Raw genomic sequence first — 17,289 nt, forward strand, 5'->3', positions numbered from 1 at the left:
CTATGAGAGACAAACGTGCTTAGTTGCCCGATGCCGTGTCTTGGCTCGAGCTGTCTGATGCCGTGCCGGAAGCGGTTCCGCTCGAGCTGTTGGTGTTGCTATTGTCGGTAGATCCCGTGCCCGATGCATTGCCGCTCGTCTGGTCGCCTGTGCTCGGTTGAGAGCCGTCAGTCGTTTGGCTTGAGTCGGTCGTGCTGGATTGCGTGCCGCCGCTGTTCGCAGAGGAATCAGCGCTCTGCGACTGATCGGGGGTGTTCGAGGACGAGTCGGTGGATGAGGAGGCGCCCTGCGAGTCGTCTTGCTGGCTTTGCGATTGACCGGTGTTATCCGCGTCGTGCTCGGTCGTGCGCGACGAAAGGATTGGCTCGGGACGCTCGCCCAGACCCTCACCGGCGGTGGTGATAAGGATGGCACCGGTGCAGGCGATGACCGCGACGATGGCGATGGCGATCGAGAAGATGATGACCTTCTTTTGCGTCTGGCTGCGCTCTGCCGCCGCCTTGGCGCGCAGGCTGTTGGGAGCGACGCGTGCCGTGGTCGCGCGCCCCGCAATCTGGCGCATCTCTTGCGTAGTCGCGGCGCCGCCCAGGTGCTCCTCGGCATTAAATTCAACGGGCTCATAGGCGCCGGCGGGGTAGTCGACGTCGGCGTGCGTACCTTTGAGGGCTTTGGCGCTGGCAGAGATAAAGTGGCGGTAGACCTGCGAGGACACAACGGTGATGACCGAGCTCACGGCGGCGCCGATCACCGATCCGGCGATACCGATTTTGGAAGCAAGCGCGACGCTCGTGGCGGCGGCTGCAGCGCCGGCGATGATTTGGGGAATGGAAATGTCGTCGAACAGGCCCTTTTTGGGCGCGATGGCCATGGTCTGTCCGATGGAATGGTTTTCGTGAACGCCGTTGTTGAGCGCGGCCGGTGTCATGACGCGTGTGCGCGGCGCGTCGGTGTACTTGGTTGTCATGCGGGACCCTCCCGGTGTAAATCTGCTTCGTTTCATGTAGCCATCAGGGTACCCACCAGATGTGAATCGTACGTGACATTTAACAGATACCATCAACTCATCAATAGCTCACCAAGTTGGTGGGATGCGGTTGCACCCGGCGGTTGAACTACAATAGGGCTTGCTAATTGTTGTGAATGGCGTCTACGCACGGGAGCATTCTTATGAATCTTCACCTTTCTCAGTCTGATGGCTTTTTGCGTGTGGCGGCGGCGTCGCCGCAGATTCGCGTGGCCGATGTCGAAGGCAATGCCGAGGTTGCGCTGGCGGTTGTTCGCGAGGCTACCGAGCGCGGCGTTCGCGCGCTGGTGCTGCCCGAGCTCAACTTGTGCGGCTATACCGCGGCCGACCTGTTCCATAACCGCACGCTGCTGCATGCCTGTGAGGCCGCTCTGGTACATATCCTCGACGAGACTCGTGAGCTGCCGATTGTCTTTACCATCGGTCTTCCCGTTGCAGTTGCCGAGAATATCTACAACTGCGCCGCCGTGTGCTGCGCGGGCGAGCTTTTGGGTCTTACGGCCAAAAAGTATCTGCCCAACTATGGCGAGTTCTACGAGCGCCGCTGGTTTGCTCCGGCGCCTGCGGATCCCGTGTGGGTTGAATTTGCCGGTCAGGGTCCGGTTCCGCTGGGTTCGGGGCTTGTCTGCCGCTGCTGTGATGAGGGCGCCGAGGACCTGGTGCTGGGCGTTGAGGTCTGTGAGGACCTGTGGGTGCCGGCGCCGCCTTCGACCGAGATGGCGCTTGCCGGTGCGACGGTGATTCTCAACCCCTCTGCTTCCGACGAGATCATCGGCAAGGCAGACTATCGCCGCAGCCTTATTTCTAACCAAAGCGCACGCCTGTACTGCGCCTATGCCTATGCAGACGCGAGCGAGGGCGAGTCCACGACCGATATGGTCTTTGCAGGCGAGAACCTTATCTACGAAAACGGCTCCAAGCTCGCCGCCACCAAACTGCTTACCTGCGATATGGCCGTCGCCGATGTCGATCTTGACCGTCTGGTTGCCGAGCGCCGTCGCTCGACGACGTGGACGCGCGCGGACGATGCGCCGGAGGCCACGACCGTTGAATTTTCGTTTGAGGGCGTGCTGGCAGACGAACCTGTCCTGCGCGATGCCTGCGATATCGACCGCGTTTTCCCTCGCGCGCCTTTTGTGCCGGCCGACCATGGTGATCTGGCCGAGCGCTGCGAGACCATCCTCGACCTGCAGACCGCCGGCCTCAAGACCCGCCTTGCCCATACGGGTACCAAGGCTGCGGTCATCGGTCTTTCGGGTGGCTTGGACTCCACGCTGGCACTGCTTGTGACCGTGCGTGCCTTCGATGCGCTGGAGCTGCCGCGCACCGGTATCACGGCCGTGTCCATGCCCGGCTTTGGCACGACGCATCGTACCAAGTCGAATGCCGAGTCGCTCGCTCACGACCTGGGAGTGAGCTTCCGCGAGGTTTCGATCCACGCGGCTGTGGAACAGCACTTCAAGGACATAGAGCACGATCCGACCGTGCAGGACGTGACCTACGAGAACAGCCAGGCCCGCGAGCGTACGCAGATTCTGATGGATCTGGCCAACCAGGCTAGCGGTTTTGTCATCGGCACGGGCGACTTGTCGGAGCTGGCACTCGGTTGGGCTACCTATAACGGCGACCACATGAGCATGTATGCCGTCAACGCGAGCGTGCCCAAGACGCTTGTGCGCCATCTGGTGCGTTATGCTGCCGATGTCTTTGGCGGGCGTATTGCCGAGACGCTGCTCGACATCCTCGATACACCGGTGTCCCCCGAGCTTCTGCCGCCCACGGGCGACGGCGAGATTGCGCAGAAGACTGAGGATTTGGTGGGCCCGTACGAGCTGCACGACTACTTCCTCTACTACCTGCTGCGTTTTGGCTTTGAGCCGGGCAAGATCTACCGCATGGCGCTCAAGAGCTTCGAGGGCGTCTACGACGCCAAGACCGTCCACACGTGGTTGCGTACGTTCTACCGTCGCTTCTTTGCTCAGCAGTTTAAGCGCAGCTGCCTGCCCGATGGTCCCAAGGTGGGCTCGGTGACGCTCAGCCCGCGCGGCGATTGGCGTATGCCGAGTGACGCCAGCTCGCGTCTGTGGCTTGCGCAGATCGATGCGCTCAATGCAATTGACTAAGGTTGGCTAAATTGAACCAATACGGGGGTTGCAAGCGTTACACTTTTGCAATCTGATGGCCCGTATCGCGCGGCGCTCTTGTCGGAGCGCCGCGTTTTTCATATCGAAAGGTGGCACCATGCAGGCATCGCAGCGTCTCGACCGCTTTGGCGCGGAGGTCTTCGCCTCGCTCAACAACAAACTGCTCGCGCTGAAGGCTCAGGGCAAGACCATTTACAACATGAGCGTGGGCACGCCCGACTTTAAGCCGTACGACCACGTGGTCGAGGCGCTCACGCAAGCAGCCAAAGATCCCGAGATGTGGAAGTATGCCCTGCGTGACCTGCCCGAACTCAAGCAGGCCGTGTGCGATTACTATGAGCGTCGCTTTGGTGTCTCCGGCATTACGCCGTCCATGGTGCAGTCGTGCAACGGCACGCAGGAGGGCGTGGGCCATTTGGGCCTGGCCCTGCTCGATCCGGGCGACACTATTTTGGTTCCCGATCCGTGCTACCCGGTCTTTGAGGCGGGTGCCAAGATCGCCGATGCCAAGCTCGAGTACTATCCGCTGGTTGCCGAGCACAATTACCTGCCCTATGTGGCGGGCATCGATCCCGAAGTGGCCGACCGCGCCAAGTATATGATCGTGTCGCTGCCCGCCAACCCGGTGGGCTCGGTGGGCACGCCCGAGATCTACGAGGAGATCATCGCTTTTGCCCGCGAGCACGACCTGCTCATCGTCCATGACAACGCGTACTCCGACATCGTGTTCGACGGCGAGCCGGGCGGCAGCTTCTTGCAGTATCCCGGTGCGCTCGAGGTGGGCGTTGAGTTCTTCTCGCTCTCCAAGTCGTTTAACGTCACCGGTGCTCGCATCGGCTTTTTGGTCGGCCGCGAGGACGTGGTCTCTGCCTTTGCCAAGCTACGCGGCCAGATCGACTTCGGTATGTTCTTCCCGATCCAGAAGGCTGCTATCGCCTGCCTGAACGGTCCGCGTGATGAGGTCGAGGCGCAGCGTCTGAAGTACCAGGAGCGTCGCGATGCCCTGTGCGACGGTCTTGAGGGCCTGGGCTGGGAGCGTCCCAACGCGCATGGCTCCATGTTTGTGTGGGCCAAGCTTCCCGGTGGTCGCACCGATTCCATGGCGTTTTGCGAGGAGCTCATGGAGAAGGCCGGTGTTGTGGTGACGCCGGGCGCGAGCTTTGGTCCTTCGGGCGAGGGGCACGTGCGCATGGCGCTGGTCCTGCCGCCCGATCAGATCGCTTTGGCTGTCGAGGCCATTCGCGAGGCGGGTCTGTATTAGAAGGCCATTTCGACTCGTCAATAGCTCGAAACCGATTTCGTGCAGTTATTTTACGAATCCTGCAAATAATTTCGGTAAACGGTCGATATTTGGCTGCGAATAGGAGCATAATCAAAGTCCCGATTGGATGTATTGGGATTACGGCAAGCCGCTCGGGTCGTTCCCGGGCGGCTTGTTTGTGGAGAGAGATGGGAGTTTCTAATGGTTAACGAGAAGAAGGTCGCTATTGTCGGCTGCGGTTTCGTCGGTTCGTCTTCGGCGTTCGCGTTGATGCAGAGCGGTCTGTTCTCCGAGATGGTCCTTATCGACGTGGACAAGAACCGCGCCGAGGGTGAGGCTCTGGATATCGCGCACGGCATGACGTTTGCCGAGCCGATGAAGATCTACGCCGGCGACTATTCCGATGTAGCCGACGCCGCCATGATCGTCGTCACCGCTGGCGCTGCCCAGAAGCCCGGTGAGACCCGCCTGGACCTGGTCAACAAGAACGTCAGCATCTTTAAGTCCATTATTCCCGAGATTAAGAAGTCTGGCTTCGACGGCATTCTGCTCATCGTCTCCAACCCGGTCGACGTTCTGACCTACGCCGCCATCAAGATGTCCGGTCTGCCCGAGGGCCATGTCATCGGCTCCGGCACCGTGCTCGACACCGGCCGTCTGCAGCAGATGCTCGGCGCTCACGTCGAGGTTGACCCGCGCGATGTCCAGGCCTACGTCATGGGCGAGCACGGTGACTCCGAGTTCGTCGCTTGGTCCAGCGCTCAGGTTGCCGGCGTGCCGCTGAACACCTTCTGTGAGCTTCACGGCCACCTGGAGCATGAGGCTGCCGAGAAGCGCATCGCCGAGGACGTCAAGAACTCCGCCTACACCATCATCGAGAAGAAGCACGCCACCTACTACGGTGTCGCTATGGCCGTCAAGCGCATCTGCACTGCTGTCATGCGCGATGAGCAGACCGTTCTGCCTGTCTCCTCGCTCATGGTGGGCGAGTACGGCCTGTCCGATCTGGCCATCTCCATGCCGACGGTCGTTGGCCGCGACGGCGTCGTTTGCCGCGTTCCCGTGCCGCTGAACGATGACGAGCAGCATGAGCTCACCGTCTCTGCAAAGGCCCTCAAGGACATCATCGACAGCGTCGACTTCTCCTGCTAAATCAAGCTCGCTAGAGCGAAAAGCTACAATGAAGGCGCCCGGATTCATGTGACCCGGGCGCCTTTTTGGTGCATCGGGGACAGGTTTGTTTGCATCAAATGAGGTGCAATCGGTGCAAAACCAGCCTGTCCCCCTTGCACCATTGTTGATGGGAGGGTCATGTCTGATTCGCCTAACTTTTTGACCTATGCCCAGACGGCCTTTGACTCGTTTGATGAGCGGCCGTTCTGCGCGGTGGACAGTCTGGTCTTTGCCTGGTTGTCGTATTTGCGCCTGCCGGACGACATGCCAGAGCTTGAGGGCTGGCGGGGGCTTGACGTGCGCGAGCTGCTACGTGCCGAGTGCTATCGGGATATGGTTGGCGACCTGTGGAATCCAGAGGGAAGCCTTGCCTTGTTGGAGGCAGTGGCAGCAAATCCCAGATACCGCGGTGCGCGCATTTGCGGCTATCGCGCCGTGAACGATGTTGCGATGACGGAGCAGTTTGCGGCCATGACGCTCCGATTTCCGGCAGGGTTTAGCTACGTTTCCTTCCGAGGGACCGACAGCACGATTGTGGGCTGGAAAGAGGACTTTAACATGGCGTTCCGGTGTCCTGTGCCGGCCCAGGAATCCGCGGCGCGTTATGTGGACGAGGCGGCGGATGCGATTGACGGGCCGCTCTTGTGCGGAGGCCATTCCAAGGGCGGAAATCTGGCTGTGTATGGTGCAGCGATGTGCTCAAGCGGTGCTCGTAACCGGATTGAGCGGGTCTTCTCCCACGATGGCCCTGGCTTTGTCGAGGAGTTTCTGAACGGAGACGCCTTTGCGAGCCTTTCTGGTCGTATCGATAAAACCCTGCCCCAGTCTTCGATCTTCGGCATGATGTTCGAGACGCAAGAGGACTACGCTATCGTCGAAAGCACCGAGTTTAGCCTGCTGCAACACAATCCCTTTAGCTGGGTGGTCGACGGCTGCGATTTTGTGTATTGCGAACGCCTGTCTGCTGGCGCGCGATATGTTGATGGCTCTATTCGCGAGATGCTGCTTGCAGTGTCACCTGGCGAGCGCGAGCGTTTTGTAGAAGCGTTGTTCTCCGTGTTTGAGGCTACGGGCGCCGAACGTTTTGCGGATATCGCCGGGAACATGCGCGAGAACCTGCCTGTGATGCTCCGGGCCGCCCAAGGCTTTGACAAGGATACGCGCCATTTTGTTTCGCAGACCATCGCGGCAATCCTTAGATGTGCATTGCTGCCCAAACGCCCTCAGATCGACATGTCCGCTGCCGGTAAGAGCCTGACAGAACAGCTCGAGGCTTGGCAGTCCGAACTCTTGCGCTAGCCATTGGTGCAAAGCAACCTGTCCCCGATGCACCAATCTTCGATGCGCCTGGGGCGGGCTCGACCGCTATACTGGTTCGTGCCGAAATCAATCTAGAACGGAATGCCGTATATGAAAATCAATCACGCGATTCTGCATATCCTGGACTTTGACTCTGCCGTCAACGTTATGAGCCAGCGCGAGCTCGATATCGAGAGCCGTACCGTGCGCAACTTCGTGACCACGCATCTGCGCCGCGCGCGCACCTCGGCCGACAATAAACGCGCCACGTTTGCCGAGAACTCTGCGTTTGGCGGCGAGCTCAAGGGCTATTTCTTTGGCGAGCGCGAGTTCGTGGACCTGTCGCAGCAGATTGCGGAGTTCATCTCTTCCGAGCTCACCAAAGCCGAGAAAGCCGAGTCCACCGACGTGCTCGTGGCCGATTTTGACGACGATGAGGATGTCCGCTGGTTTGCCGTGATGCTGCTGGGCTCCAAGCAGGCATTCATGCACGAAGTGGGCCGCGAGGAAGGGGAGGTACGCAACGACATCGCGCGCCACTGCGCCATTCTGCCGAACCCCTCGCAAAAGGTGCCGAGCTATGCCATCGTGCGCGCAAGCACCATGGAGATCGGCTACGTGGACAAGAAGCGCAAGATTGCCGGCGAGGACCGTATGCTTATCCCCGATGGCCTGCTGCAGTGCGACACGGGCGTATCGGGCAAGGAGGTCATCGACACCGTGACGCGTGTGGTCGAGGAAGTCGCCGAGGAGCACGGTGCCAATACGGCCGTAGCGCTCGCTAAGGTTAAGGCTGCCGTTGCCGAGAAGGTTGAGGATGACGAGGAGCTGCCGCCTTGGGATATCGTCGATGAGGTCTTTGAGGATGAACCGGTTATCAAGGAGAGCGTGCGCGCGGCACTGACCGAGGAGAAGGTGCCTGAGCGTGTGCCCGTGGAGCGCAAGCAGGTCGAACGCGCGGCCGTACGCAATCACAAGATTCGTACCGACACGGGTATCGAGATCAGCTTTCCGGCCGAGATGGGTTCGAACTCCGAGTACATCGAGTTCGTCAACGAGCCCAACGGCCTCATCTCCATCGAGCTCAAAAACATCGGGTCAATTGAGAATCGATAAACTGCGCTTGTAAGCTGCAGACAAAACAAAGGCCGAAATCCTTCGGGACTTCGGCCTTTTTGCTTGGAGCTGAATTGAGTTGCAGACTGAGCATGCGTCAGCGAAAACGCCCCTAGGCGAGCAAGGTGACGTGAAAGAGGAGGGAAGCGTACTTCGGTACGCGACCGACGATTGAACGTCAGATTGCCGCTTAGGGGCGTTTGCAGCGTCGAGAGGTCCGTCGTTCGTTAGAACGACGGAACCAAAGGTGCAGCGTCGACTAGTTACGCGGTTTGGTGAAAACCGCGTAACCCTACAGCTTGCGCAGGCCTTCCTCGAGGCCAGTCTTGCTGTCGGTCTGGGCGTCGCGCATCTTGATGACGCGGGCGGGGACACCGGCCACGACGGCACCGGCGGGGACGTCCTCGACGCACACGGCGCCGGCGGCGACGACAGCGCCCTTGCCTACGTGCACGCCCTCCAGGACCACGGCGTTGGCGCCGATCATGACATCGTCCTCGATGATGACGGGCGTGGCGCTGGCGGGCTCCACAACGCCTGCCAGCACGGTGCCGGCGCCGATGTGGCAGTTCTTGCCCACGGTGGCGCGGCCGCCCAGCACGGCGCCCATGTCGATCATGGAGCCTTCGCCAATGACGGAGCCGATGTTGATAATGGCACCCATCATGATGACGGCGCGGTCGCCGATCTCGACGCGGTCGCGGATGATCGCGCCCGGCTCGATGCGGGCGTTGATGCCCTTAAGGTCGAGCATGGGGACGGCGGAGTTGCGGCAGTCGTTCTCCACATCGTAGTAGTCGATGGAGTCGGCATTGGCATCCAGGATGGCCTTGAGCTCATCCCAGTCACCAAAGACGGTCTTGCCACGACGACCGCCGTAGACGTGTGCATTGCCCCACTGGACCTTCATGCCCGGCTTCTCGCGCACGTACAGCTTAACGGGCGTCTTTTTGGGCGCGGTGGCGATGTAGTTGATAAGCTCTTGTGCATCCATCTCGGCTGCGTTACTCATATATTGTTTCTCCTTTGCGTGGATACGGTTGATACCTGGTTAGGCAAACATGACCTGGTCGAACGTATAGAAGCCGGGTTCGCGGGTGACGAGCTTCTGCGCGGCTGCCAGGGCGCCGTTGACGAAGATCTGGCGGCTCGTGGCGCGGTGCGTGAGCGTGACCTCCTCGTCCTGGCCAAAGAAACTTACTTTGTGCACGCCGGCGACGGTGCCGCCGCGCAGCGAGTGCATACCGATCTCCTTGGGGTCACGCGCACCGCACATGCCCTCGCGGCCATAGACGGGGTAGTAGCCTGCCTCGGGCTCAGCTTCGACGATGGCGTCGAGCAACAACTTAGCAGTGCCGCTCGGGGCGTCGACCTTTTGGTTATGGTGCGTCTCGACGATTTCGCAGTCAAAGCCGGGCAGCTCGCGTGTACCCTGTGCCACCAGATGGCGCAGGACTGCGATACCGATGGAGTAATTGCCGGAGTGCATGACGCGGGCGTTCCGACCCAGCTCGCGCAGGCGATCCATCTGCTCGGGCGTATAGCCCGTGGTGCCCGAGACCAACGCCGCGCCCGTGCGCCCGACATAGGCGACGACGGCATCGAAGGTCACGACGTTCGAGAAGTCGATGATGACGTCGGCTGCCGGGGCGTTCTCGAGCTCGGACAAGTCGAAGCCGATCTGGGCGACGATGTCGAAAACGGGCTGACCGGCGGCGTCGACAATGCCCTCGGCGGTAGTGCGGATGAGCGAGCCCATGCGGCCCGTTCCCATAATGACGGTCTTAATCAAGCAGACCAGCTCCCTTCAGAGCATCGGTAAGTGCGGCGCGCGTGTCGTCTGTCATGGGGCACAGCGGCATGCGGTAGTTTGCCTCGATCATACCCATCTGAGCGAGCGCTTCCTTGACGGGGATGGGGTTGACCTCGCTAAAGAGGGCATTGATGAGCGGCTGGCCGGCAATCTGGATATCGCGGGCACGCGCCACGTCACCGTCCAGATAGGCGCGGCACATGTCATGCACAAGCTGCGGCTGAACGCCGGCCCACACGCTGATGGTGCCCGAGGCGCCCAGGCTCATGAGCGGTACGGTAAGGGCATCCTCACCCGAGTACATGCGGAAGTCGTCGGACAGCAGGTGAGCGATCTTGGCCGCGTAGGCGACGTTGCCCGAGGCTTCCTTAATACCCATGATGTTGGGGTGTGCGGCCAGGCGCTCCACATTGCGCTCGCTGATGCCGCAGCCGCAGCGGCCGGGAATGTTGTACAGGATGCAGGGGATGTCCACGGCATCGGCGACGGTCTTAAAGTGCTGATAGATACCCTCTTCATTGGACTTGTTGTAGTAGGGGGTAATGAGCAGCAGGCCGTCGGCGCCCAGGCCCTGATAGGTGAGCGACTTGGTGAGCATGGTCTGCGTGGAGTTGGAGCCCGAGCCAGCGATGACGGGGACGCGTCCTGCAACATGCTTGACCACGGCGGCGACGACGGAGTTATCCTCGTCATCAGTCATCGTGGCACTCTCACCGGTGGTGCCTAGGGTGAGGATGGCGTCGGTGCCATTTTGCAGGTGGAAATCGATAAGGCGCTCGAGTGCGTCAAAGTCGACACTGCCGTCCTTTTTAAACGGCGTAACAAGGGCGACGATTGAGCCCTCAAGATTGCGGATGTCCATGTTCTTCTCCTTCGCGTCCGCGATCTGGATGCGCTTATTCCATTGGGCGGCGACGGCCAGGCGCTCGTCTTGAGCGCGACGACGGGCACTTTCGGCGCGCGACTTGGCCAGCAGCTCTCGGCCGCTCGGCAACACGTCGAGCGTGGCAAAATAATCGTCCGGGCGCTCGGCGCGGCGTATGAGGTCGGCCGAGCCATCGGGACGTAGCAGGACCTCGGCGGAGCGCAGCCGTCCGTTGTAGTTGTAGCCCATGGAGTAGCCATGCGCACCGGTATCGTGAATCACAAGCAGGTCGCCCATGTCGATATGCGGTAACTCGCGATCGATGGCGAACTTGTCGTTGTTCTCGCACAGATTGCCCGTAATGTCGTACGTGTTTGTGACAGGCGCCGCGGTCTTGTCGGCGCCACCCGGCTGGCCCATCACCGTAATGTGGTGGTAAGCGCCGTACATGGCAGGGCGGATCAGATCGACGGCGCTTGCATCGACACCGATATAGTCCTTGTAGATCTGCTTCTCGTGGATGGCCTTGGTGACCAGGCAGCCGTAGGGGCCCATCATAAAGCGGCCCATCTCGGTGCAGATGGCCACATCGCCCATACCGGCGGGAACCAGGATCTCGTCGTAGGCCGCGTGCACTCCCTCGCCGATGGCGTGAATGTCGTTGGCCTGCTGCTCGGGCAGATAGGGGATGCCGACGCCGCCGGACAGATTGATGAAGGCGACATGTGCGCCGGTCTCACGCTCCAGGCGCACGGCAAGCTCAAAGAGGATGCGCGCGAGCTTGGGGTAGTAGTCGTTGGTGACGGTGTTGCTGGCAAGGAATGCGTGGATGCCAAAGTTTTCGGCGCCCTTGGCCTTGAGCATGCGGAAGGCCTCGAAGAGTTGCTCGGTGGTCATGCCGTACTTGGAGTCGCCGGGGTTATCCATGATGCCGTTGGAGAGCTGAAACAGGCCGCCCGGATTAAAGCGGCAGCTGACCGTCTTGGGGACGGGGCCTGCGACGCGCTCAAAGAACTCGATGTGGCTGATGTCGTCGAAGTTGACGATGGCGCCCAGCTTGTCGGCGAGCTCAAAGTCCGCTGCCGGCGTGTCGTTGGACGAGAACATGATGTCGTGTCCCGTGATACCCAGCGAACGGGCGATCATGAGCTCGGTATAGCTCGAGCAATCGCAGCCGCAGCCGTATTCGTTGAGAATGGAGATGAGCGCCGGGTTGGGATTGGCCTTGACGGCAAAGTATTCCTTAAAGCCCGGGTTCCATGTGAAGGCGTCGCGCACCTCTTGCATGTTGCGGCGGATGCCCGCCTCGTCGTATAGATGAAACGGCGTGGGGAACTGCTCGACGATATGCTCGAGCGTCTCCTTATCCACAAACGGCTGCTTGGCCGCATACGCTTCATTGGGGGTCAATGCCATGTCCCGTAAACCTCGCTATCCAGACGGCGCCATCTGCGCATCGAATCCGCATAGCGTGGACCCCATGTCCGGATAGCGCTCCCGCATTGCTGCAGACAGTCCTGTGGGTGTTTCCCGCAGGCCCACCAGGTTGTTCGTGCCCGAAAAGCCCAGTTCGGCGGGTTTCGCCTCCCCACGGGGTCAAAGCCTGCCGGCTCGCCCGCGGTTCTTCGTGCCCGCGCCTCTATCAAGTGGTAACGACCCTACCACGTTGCACTTTAGCAAACAAGAGTATTCGTATATAACGTTTAAAAAATGCAGCAATATGCTGGAAACATGTGTGCCACAATCCTGTATCACAATAAGTTGCAACAGATATGCCTCACGAAGGGATCTTCTATGACCGAGCTCCAAGAACTCCGTCGCTATCGCCGCGATCTCCATCGCATTCCGGAGCTCGATTTCGATCTTCCGCAAACCATTGCCTATATCGAGGGCGTGCTGGCACCGCTCGCTTGCGAGGTGACCCATCCGTGCCCCAGCTGCGTCTGCGCTTTCTTTGATGTTGGCGTTGGTGCCGCGCATGCCACGGCGATTCGCGCCGATATGGACGCGTTGTCCATTGTCGAGGCAACAGGGGCAGCGTTCGCCTCGACAAATCCCGACAAGATGCACGCTTGCGGACATGACGGACACATGGCTATGGCACTTGCCGCCGCGACGTATGTCGACCGTACGATTCGTGAACAGCCGGGCGTCATGAGGCGAAACGTGCTCTTTGTGTTCCAGCCGGCCGAGGAAACGACCGGTGGTGCCAAGATGGTATGCGAGAGCGGCGTGTTCGAATGCTACGGGGTCGACCGCATTTTTGGCTTTCACGTGTGGCCCGATCTGCCTGCCGGCACGTTGGCGAGCTGTTCCGGCCCGCTGCTGGCGCGTTCGAGCGAAACGCATATCCATATTCACGGTACGAGCATCCATATTGCTAAGACTTATGGCGTGCCGGTTGAGGAGTCGCACGATGCCGCGTTGGCGGCAGCGAAGTTTTTGGTTGCCGAGCGCGGGCTGATGGACGAGCTGGGCACCGACGAGCCCTGTATCGGCAAGTTTGGTCTGCTGCAGGCCGGTACCGTCTGCAACGCGGTGGCGGGGGAGGCCCATGTTGCCGGCAGCCTGCGTGTGTTTACGGACGACATGTTCGACCGTGCGCGTGAGGGCGTGCGCCGCGTGCTTGATGAGGCATGCGCCGCAACGGGCTGCACATATGACCTCGATTTTGCCGAGGGCTATCCGCCGGTCGATAACGATCCCGAGCTATTTGCCAATGTCGCGCCTGCCTTGCCCGAGCTGCAGCTCGTGGATGAGCCTTTGCTGATTGCCGAGGACTTCGCCTTTTACCAGCGCCATCTGCCGGGCGTGTTCTTCTTGCTGGGCACGGGCGTTCCTGTCAGTCAGGATAATCCGAGCGACGCCGAGGGCTGCCCCGCCTATTCCACGAGTGCCCTGCATACTGATACCATGCTCTTTGACGAGGAAATCCTGCTCAAAGGCCTCGATGTCTACAAACGATTACTTTTGCTTGGTTAATTGACGTGGACGTTTGTTCTCGAAAATACGAACAAATGTACGCTATAATAGGGATGTAACTCTATAGAAACGCTTGACGTTATTAACGTAAGGCGATACTATGATTGCATCATATAAAGATGAAGACACTGAACGCTTTGCAATGGGTGTGCGGATTAGGAAGTTCATTCCTTTTGAGCGGGTCGCCTTGAGGAAGATTCGCCAACTGCAGATCTGCGCTTCGCTTGATGATCTTCGCGTTCCGCCAGGCAATCGTCTTGAAGCGTTGAAGGGCGATCGCGCCGGTCAATATAGTATCCGTGTCAATGAGCGCTATCGGGTCTGTTTTGAGTGGAGACAGGGGATGGCTTGGAATGCTGAAATCGTCGATTATCACAAGTGACAAAACTGATGCTGGCTTGTTGTCGCCGGTGGCCCCCGGCGAGCTTCTCAAAGAGGAATTTCTTGTCCCTATGGGTATTTCTCAATATCGCCTTGCTAAGGAGACCGGGATTCCGGCTCAGCGTATTGGGCAGATTATTTTGGGAAGGCGTCGTGTTACGGCTGACACCGATCTTCGTCTTTGCCGCTACTTTGGCCTGACGGATGGCTATTGGCTTCGAGCCCAGATCGCGTTTGACCTCGAGGCAGAGAAGAGGCGCATCGAACCGGAACTGGATAAGATCGTTCCCGTTCAGCAGGTCGTTGCGTTGTAGCGCTCAAAGATGTTGAGGTTGGAGTGACGATGAAACGACGCCGACAGTCTGTCGTATATAGTCCTGGTGGGTGCGGATGCGGCTTGCTGCTGCTCCCGGTTATTGCTGTGAGCATTGGCGTGATGTTTGCGCTTGCTGGACTGGCGGCAGCGGCACTTGTGCTGTTGATTGTGGCCATTGGCGTGACGATTTGGCTCTGCCGCAATCGCGAGCAACGCCGTGCCGACGGTAACACCAATGTCGGATGGGTCTTCTTTCTGATCATTGCGTACCTGCTGAGTGTCAGCTACCTGGTATTCTTTGTCCTGTTGATGATCAGCGCCTTTACCGGGGAATCCGTCACGGTGGGTTGATGCGCTGCCAGCAGACGGTCGCGCAAAGTGCGTTTGCTCGGCGTTTGGATAACTGCGTTGGCCGTTTACCGCAGTCTTAGCTCTCAGCTAATGAATTCAAGTTTAATCCTTCCTACGATGTGCTGTGTGCCGGCGCGGTGGCCGGATCGTAGGAAGGATGCATAATGGCAAAAGAGGGAAAGAAGTCGATTGGCAAGATTGTCCTAGGCGTCATCGTGGTGCTGGTTATTGCCGGTGCCGTGGGCTCTATGGGCGGCAACTCAACCGATTCGTCTGCGAACGATTCGGCAAAACCTGCCGAGACGACACAGCAGGCTGAGGAGCAAAAAGAACCGCAAGAACCGTATACCATTGCTGACGAGGCTGAAGACGCCTCCAATCAGTTTGCCTATAAGATCACGGGTACGCTGACCAATAACACAGACAAGGAAAAGAGCTACATTCAGATTGAGTATGTTCTGTATGATGCTGATGGCAACCAGGTTGGAACGGCTCTTGCAAACACCAATCATCTGAAGGCGGGCGGCTCCTGGAAGTTCGAGGCGCTGGGCACGGTGTCTCCCGATCAGGTCGCCAGTTGGGAACGCTCGGACGTGAGCGGTTTCTAGCATGTTGCATGCACTGGGGGAGGTGAGGGCGTATGCCCGATAAAAAGCTGACTGAGGAGCTGCTCAATGAGCTTCTCGATGCGCCAAGCATTGATGGCTATATCAAAGAGCACGACTTTGCCGCCCCGTCGCTTTCGGAGTATCTGAAACAGCTTTTGGAAGAAAAGGGGCTGGAGCGTTCGCGAGTGGTGCGCATGGCCGACCTCAACGAGACGTTTGGCTATCAGATCTTTACCGGTGCGCGGCATCCGAGCCGCAATAAGGTGCTGCAGATTGCATTTGCCATGGCGCTGACACTCAAGGAGGCCAACCGCGCCTTGACGGCGGCAGGCGCCAATATCCTCAACTGCAAGGACCGCCGTGACGCCATCATCATTTTCTGTATCGATCGTGGCTGCAGCCTGCAAAAGGTGAACGAGGAGCTGTATCGCTTTGGCGAGGAGACGGTGAGCTAACGGTTAGCTGCCGGCGGAGGCGCCGTTCACGACATTTTGAACGTGCAGGGCACGGGCGTCATGGTGCGTCCGTGCCCTGCGTTATTATGGACGCTATGGATACTCAGAGCCCAACATATTCCGATGATGAGCTGACCGCTGCGCTCGCCGGACACCTGGCGTCACTTGAGCGTGATGACAGCTATCGCGTAGACCGTGTGCTCAAGCACTCCGACGTCGAGACGACCGAGCTCGTGTACTTTGAGGGCTCCGGCGGAGGATCTCTTGGTCCCTTTGTTCGCAAGCGCATCGACGCGTCGGCCCAGATTGGCGGGGCGTATGAACGCCTGTTTGCGGCCCAGCATGCCGGGCGACGTTACGAGCACTTGCCTCGGATTGTCGATTGCCACCGCGTGGGCGACGAGCTTTGCGTGGTCATGGAATACATCGAAGGCGAAACGCTCGGGGCCCTGGTGGGGCGTTTGGGTGCAACGCCCGATTATGCTTGTGAGCTGTTTGGCTCCCTTTGTGATGCAGTTGCGGAGCTCCACGCCGGCTTTGCGTCGGCGGGGGAGGTGGCTGCGCCGGTGATTCATCGCGACCTAAAGCCCTCGAATATCATCGTGTCGGGCGCGAACTATACGCCTGATGACGGCCTGACGTTTTCATCGCTGGTGATTATCGACTTGGGAATCGCTCGCGTGTGGCGCGAAGGAGCCGATGCCGATACCGTTAAGTTTGGCACGCGACCCTATGCGCCACCCGAGCAGTACGGTTTTGGCCAGACGAGCGTGCGAAGCGATGTCTATGCGCTCGGTGCCCTGCTGTTCTTTTGTCTGACGGGGGCCGAACCCAAGCCGGGCCGGAACATGCGCGAGCAATGCGAGGCATGTGACGTTCCCGTCCCGTTTGCCGATGTTATTTGCATGGCGATGGCGCTCGATCCGGACAAGCGCTTTGCAAGCGCGAAGGCGCTAGGGCACGCTGCACGCGCATCGTATGCGTTGTCCACACCGACGCCATCGTCCGCGCCGAATGTTGCTTCCTTCCAAGAGCCTCCAGAGCGGCGAGTTGTGTGCCCTTCGCCCGTGCTCCCCACAGATCAGTCTCAGGGTGGATTGCCGTTGGTGCCTGAGCGCCCGAATTTACTCTCCCACATTCCCGACACCGTTGGGCGCATTTGGAACGCATTCGTCTATCTTTCGCTACTTGTTTTCTTTGCCGGAAGCCATTTTGCCGTTTTTCATCCCACAGGCGCCAACCAAAACTACCCGATGTGGTTTCTCGCGATTGAGTATTTTGTCTTCGTCGACGGTTTCGTAGCGCTCATTCATTTTGTAATGCTCGATAAACGCCGCCTTCGCCGGCGGTTTGAGCTACTCGATAGATATCGCGGTAAAAAGCTTGCAAAGCTCTGTTTCAAGGCTATGGGTGTGCTCTTGTTGGCAATGATTATCATTGTTGCCATCGCAAACGCGACGGGCGTCGTCGATACCTCCGTCGCGTAAAAGAAAAAGGGCCC

16 protein-coding genes and 1 riboswitch are annotated in these 17,289 nt (G+C 59.4%); of the genes, 12 read left to right on the top strand and 4 right to left on the bottom strand.

Annotated features, from left to right (window positions below; all coding sequences use genetic code 11):
* Positions 1 to 19: 19 nt before the first annotated feature.
* Positions 20 to 964, bottom strand: a complete 945-nt coding sequence (locus V2391_RS00455) for a hypothetical protein (protein WP_329737827.1) — start codon at positions 962 to 964, stop codon at positions 20 to 22.
* A gap of 203 nt (positions 965 to 1,167) precedes the next feature.
* On the opposite strand from V2391_RS00455, the gene V2391_RS00460 reads away from it, so the two are divergent.
* The 5 genes from V2391_RS00460 to V2391_RS00480 all read left to right on the top strand — a co-directional run bounded on the left by V2391_RS00460 (position 1,168) and on the right by V2391_RS00480 (position 8,017).
* Positions 1,168 to 3,147 (top strand): NAD(+) synthase, encoded by a 1,980-nt coding sequence (locus V2391_RS00460; RefSeq protein ID WP_329737828.1) that lies wholly within the window; start codon positions 1,168 to 1,170, stop codon positions 3,145 to 3,147.
* 118 nt (positions 3,148 to 3,265) lie between these two features.
* Positions 3,266 to 4,429: a pyridoxal phosphate-dependent aminotransferase gene (locus V2391_RS00465; RefSeq protein ID WP_329737829.1), complete on the top strand. Its 1,164-nt coding sequence runs from the start codon at positions 3,266 to 3,268 to the stop codon at positions 4,427 to 4,429.
* Positions 4,430 to 4,630: 201 nt separating this feature from the next.
* Entirely contained in the window at positions 4,631 to 5,581 is a 951-nt protein-coding gene (locus V2391_RS00470) for an L-lactate dehydrogenase (protein WP_022094138.1), read from the top strand.
* A 159-nt stretch (positions 5,582 to 5,740) separates the two neighbouring features.
* Positions 5,741 to 6,901 carry a DUF2974 domain-containing protein gene (locus V2391_RS00475; protein WP_329737830.1) on the top strand — a complete coding sequence of 387 codons (1,161 nt, stop codon included), beginning with the start codon at positions 5,741 to 5,743 and terminating at the stop codon, positions 6,899 to 6,901.
* Positions 6,902 to 7,012: 111 nt separating this feature from the next.
* Complete coding sequence (locus tag V2391_RS00480) at positions 7,013 to 8,017, top strand: nucleoid-associated protein (RefSeq protein ID WP_329737831.1); 1,005 nt, start codon at positions 7,013 to 7,015, stop codon at positions 8,015 to 8,017.
* Positions 8,018 to 8,309: 292 nt separating this feature from the next.
* Here the strand turns inward: V2391_RS00480 and dapD are convergent, their stop codons facing one another.
* From dapD to dapA, 3 genes are read right to left on the bottom strand one after another with little or no spacing between them, the layout of a single operon-like run.
* Positions 8,310 to 9,029 (bottom strand): 2,3,4,5-tetrahydropyridine-2,6-dicarboxylate N-acetyltransferase, encoded by a 720-nt coding sequence (gene dapD / locus V2391_RS00485; RefSeq protein WP_329737832.1) that lies wholly within the window; start codon positions 9,027 to 9,029, stop codon positions 8,310 to 8,312.
* A 39-nt stretch (positions 9,030 to 9,068) separates the two neighbouring features.
* Positions 9,069 to 9,809 carry a 4-hydroxy-tetrahydrodipicolinate reductase gene (gene dapB, locus V2391_RS00490; RefSeq protein ID WP_199409411.1) on the bottom strand — a complete coding sequence of 247 codons (741 nt, stop codon included), beginning with the start codon at positions 9,807 to 9,809 and terminating at the stop codon, positions 9,069 to 9,071.
* A complete protein-coding gene (dapA, locus tag V2391_RS00495; protein WP_329737833.1) occupies positions 9,802 to 12,111 on the bottom strand; it encodes a 4-hydroxy-tetrahydrodipicolinate synthase in 2,310 nt (769 codons plus the stop codon). The genes dapB and dapA overlap by 8 nt, the downstream gene beginning before the upstream one ends.
* A gap of 65 nt (positions 12,112 to 12,176) precedes the next feature.
* A riboswitch (Lysine riboswitch) is annotated at positions 12,177 to 12,345 on the bottom strand.
* 144 nt (positions 12,346 to 12,489) lie between these two features.
* Between dapA and V2391_RS00500 the strand changes: the two genes are divergently transcribed.
* The 7 genes from V2391_RS00500 (at position 12,490) to V2391_RS00530 (ending at position 17,275) form a co-directional block, all read left to right on the top strand.
* Positions 12,490 to 13,677, top strand: coding sequence for an amidohydrolase (locus V2391_RS00500; RefSeq protein WP_329737834.1), 1,188 nt, complete (start codon positions 12,490 to 12,492; stop codon positions 13,675 to 13,677).
* Between the two features lie 100 nt (positions 13,678 to 13,777).
* On the top strand, positions 13,778 to 14,059 hold the full coding sequence (locus tag V2391_RS00505) for a type II toxin-antitoxin system RelE/ParE family toxin (protein WP_117745894.1): 282 nt from the start codon (positions 13,778 to 13,780) through the stop codon (positions 14,057 to 14,059).
* Positions 14,031 to 14,372, top strand: a complete 342-nt coding sequence (locus tag V2391_RS00510) for a HigA family addiction module antitoxin (protein ID WP_192919605.1) — start codon at positions 14,031 to 14,033, stop codon at positions 14,370 to 14,372. The genes V2391_RS00505 and V2391_RS00510 overlap by 29 nt, the downstream gene beginning before the upstream one ends.
* Before the next feature lie 29 nt (positions 14,373 to 14,401).
* Positions 14,402 to 14,725, top strand: a complete 324-nt coding sequence (locus V2391_RS00515) for a hypothetical protein (protein ID WP_329737835.1) — start codon at positions 14,402 to 14,404, stop codon at positions 14,723 to 14,725.
* 164 nt (positions 14,726 to 14,889) lie between these two features.
* Entirely contained in the window at positions 14,890 to 15,333 is a 444-nt protein-coding gene (locus tag V2391_RS00520; RefSeq protein ID WP_117745896.1) for an FxLYD domain-containing protein, read from the top strand.
* 32 nt (positions 15,334 to 15,365) lie between these two features.
* On the top strand, positions 15,366 to 15,788 hold the full coding sequence (locus tag V2391_RS00525) for an XRE family transcriptional regulator (protein WP_329737836.1): 423 nt from the start codon (positions 15,366 to 15,368) through the stop codon (positions 15,786 to 15,788).
* Positions 15,789 to 15,859: 71 nt separating this feature from the next.
* On the top strand, positions 15,860 to 17,275 hold the full coding sequence (locus V2391_RS00530) for a serine/threonine protein kinase (protein WP_329737837.1): 1,416 nt from the start codon (positions 15,860 to 15,862) through the stop codon (positions 17,273 to 17,275).
* Positions 17,276 to 17,289 lie beyond the last annotated feature (14 nt).

Origin of the sequence: Collinsella sp. CM84Y_54 (genome assembly GCF_036317945.1) — a bacterium.
In the GTDB taxonomy this organism is placed as follows: domain Bacteria; phylum Actinomycetota; class Coriobacteriia; order Coriobacteriales; family Coriobacteriaceae; genus Collinsella.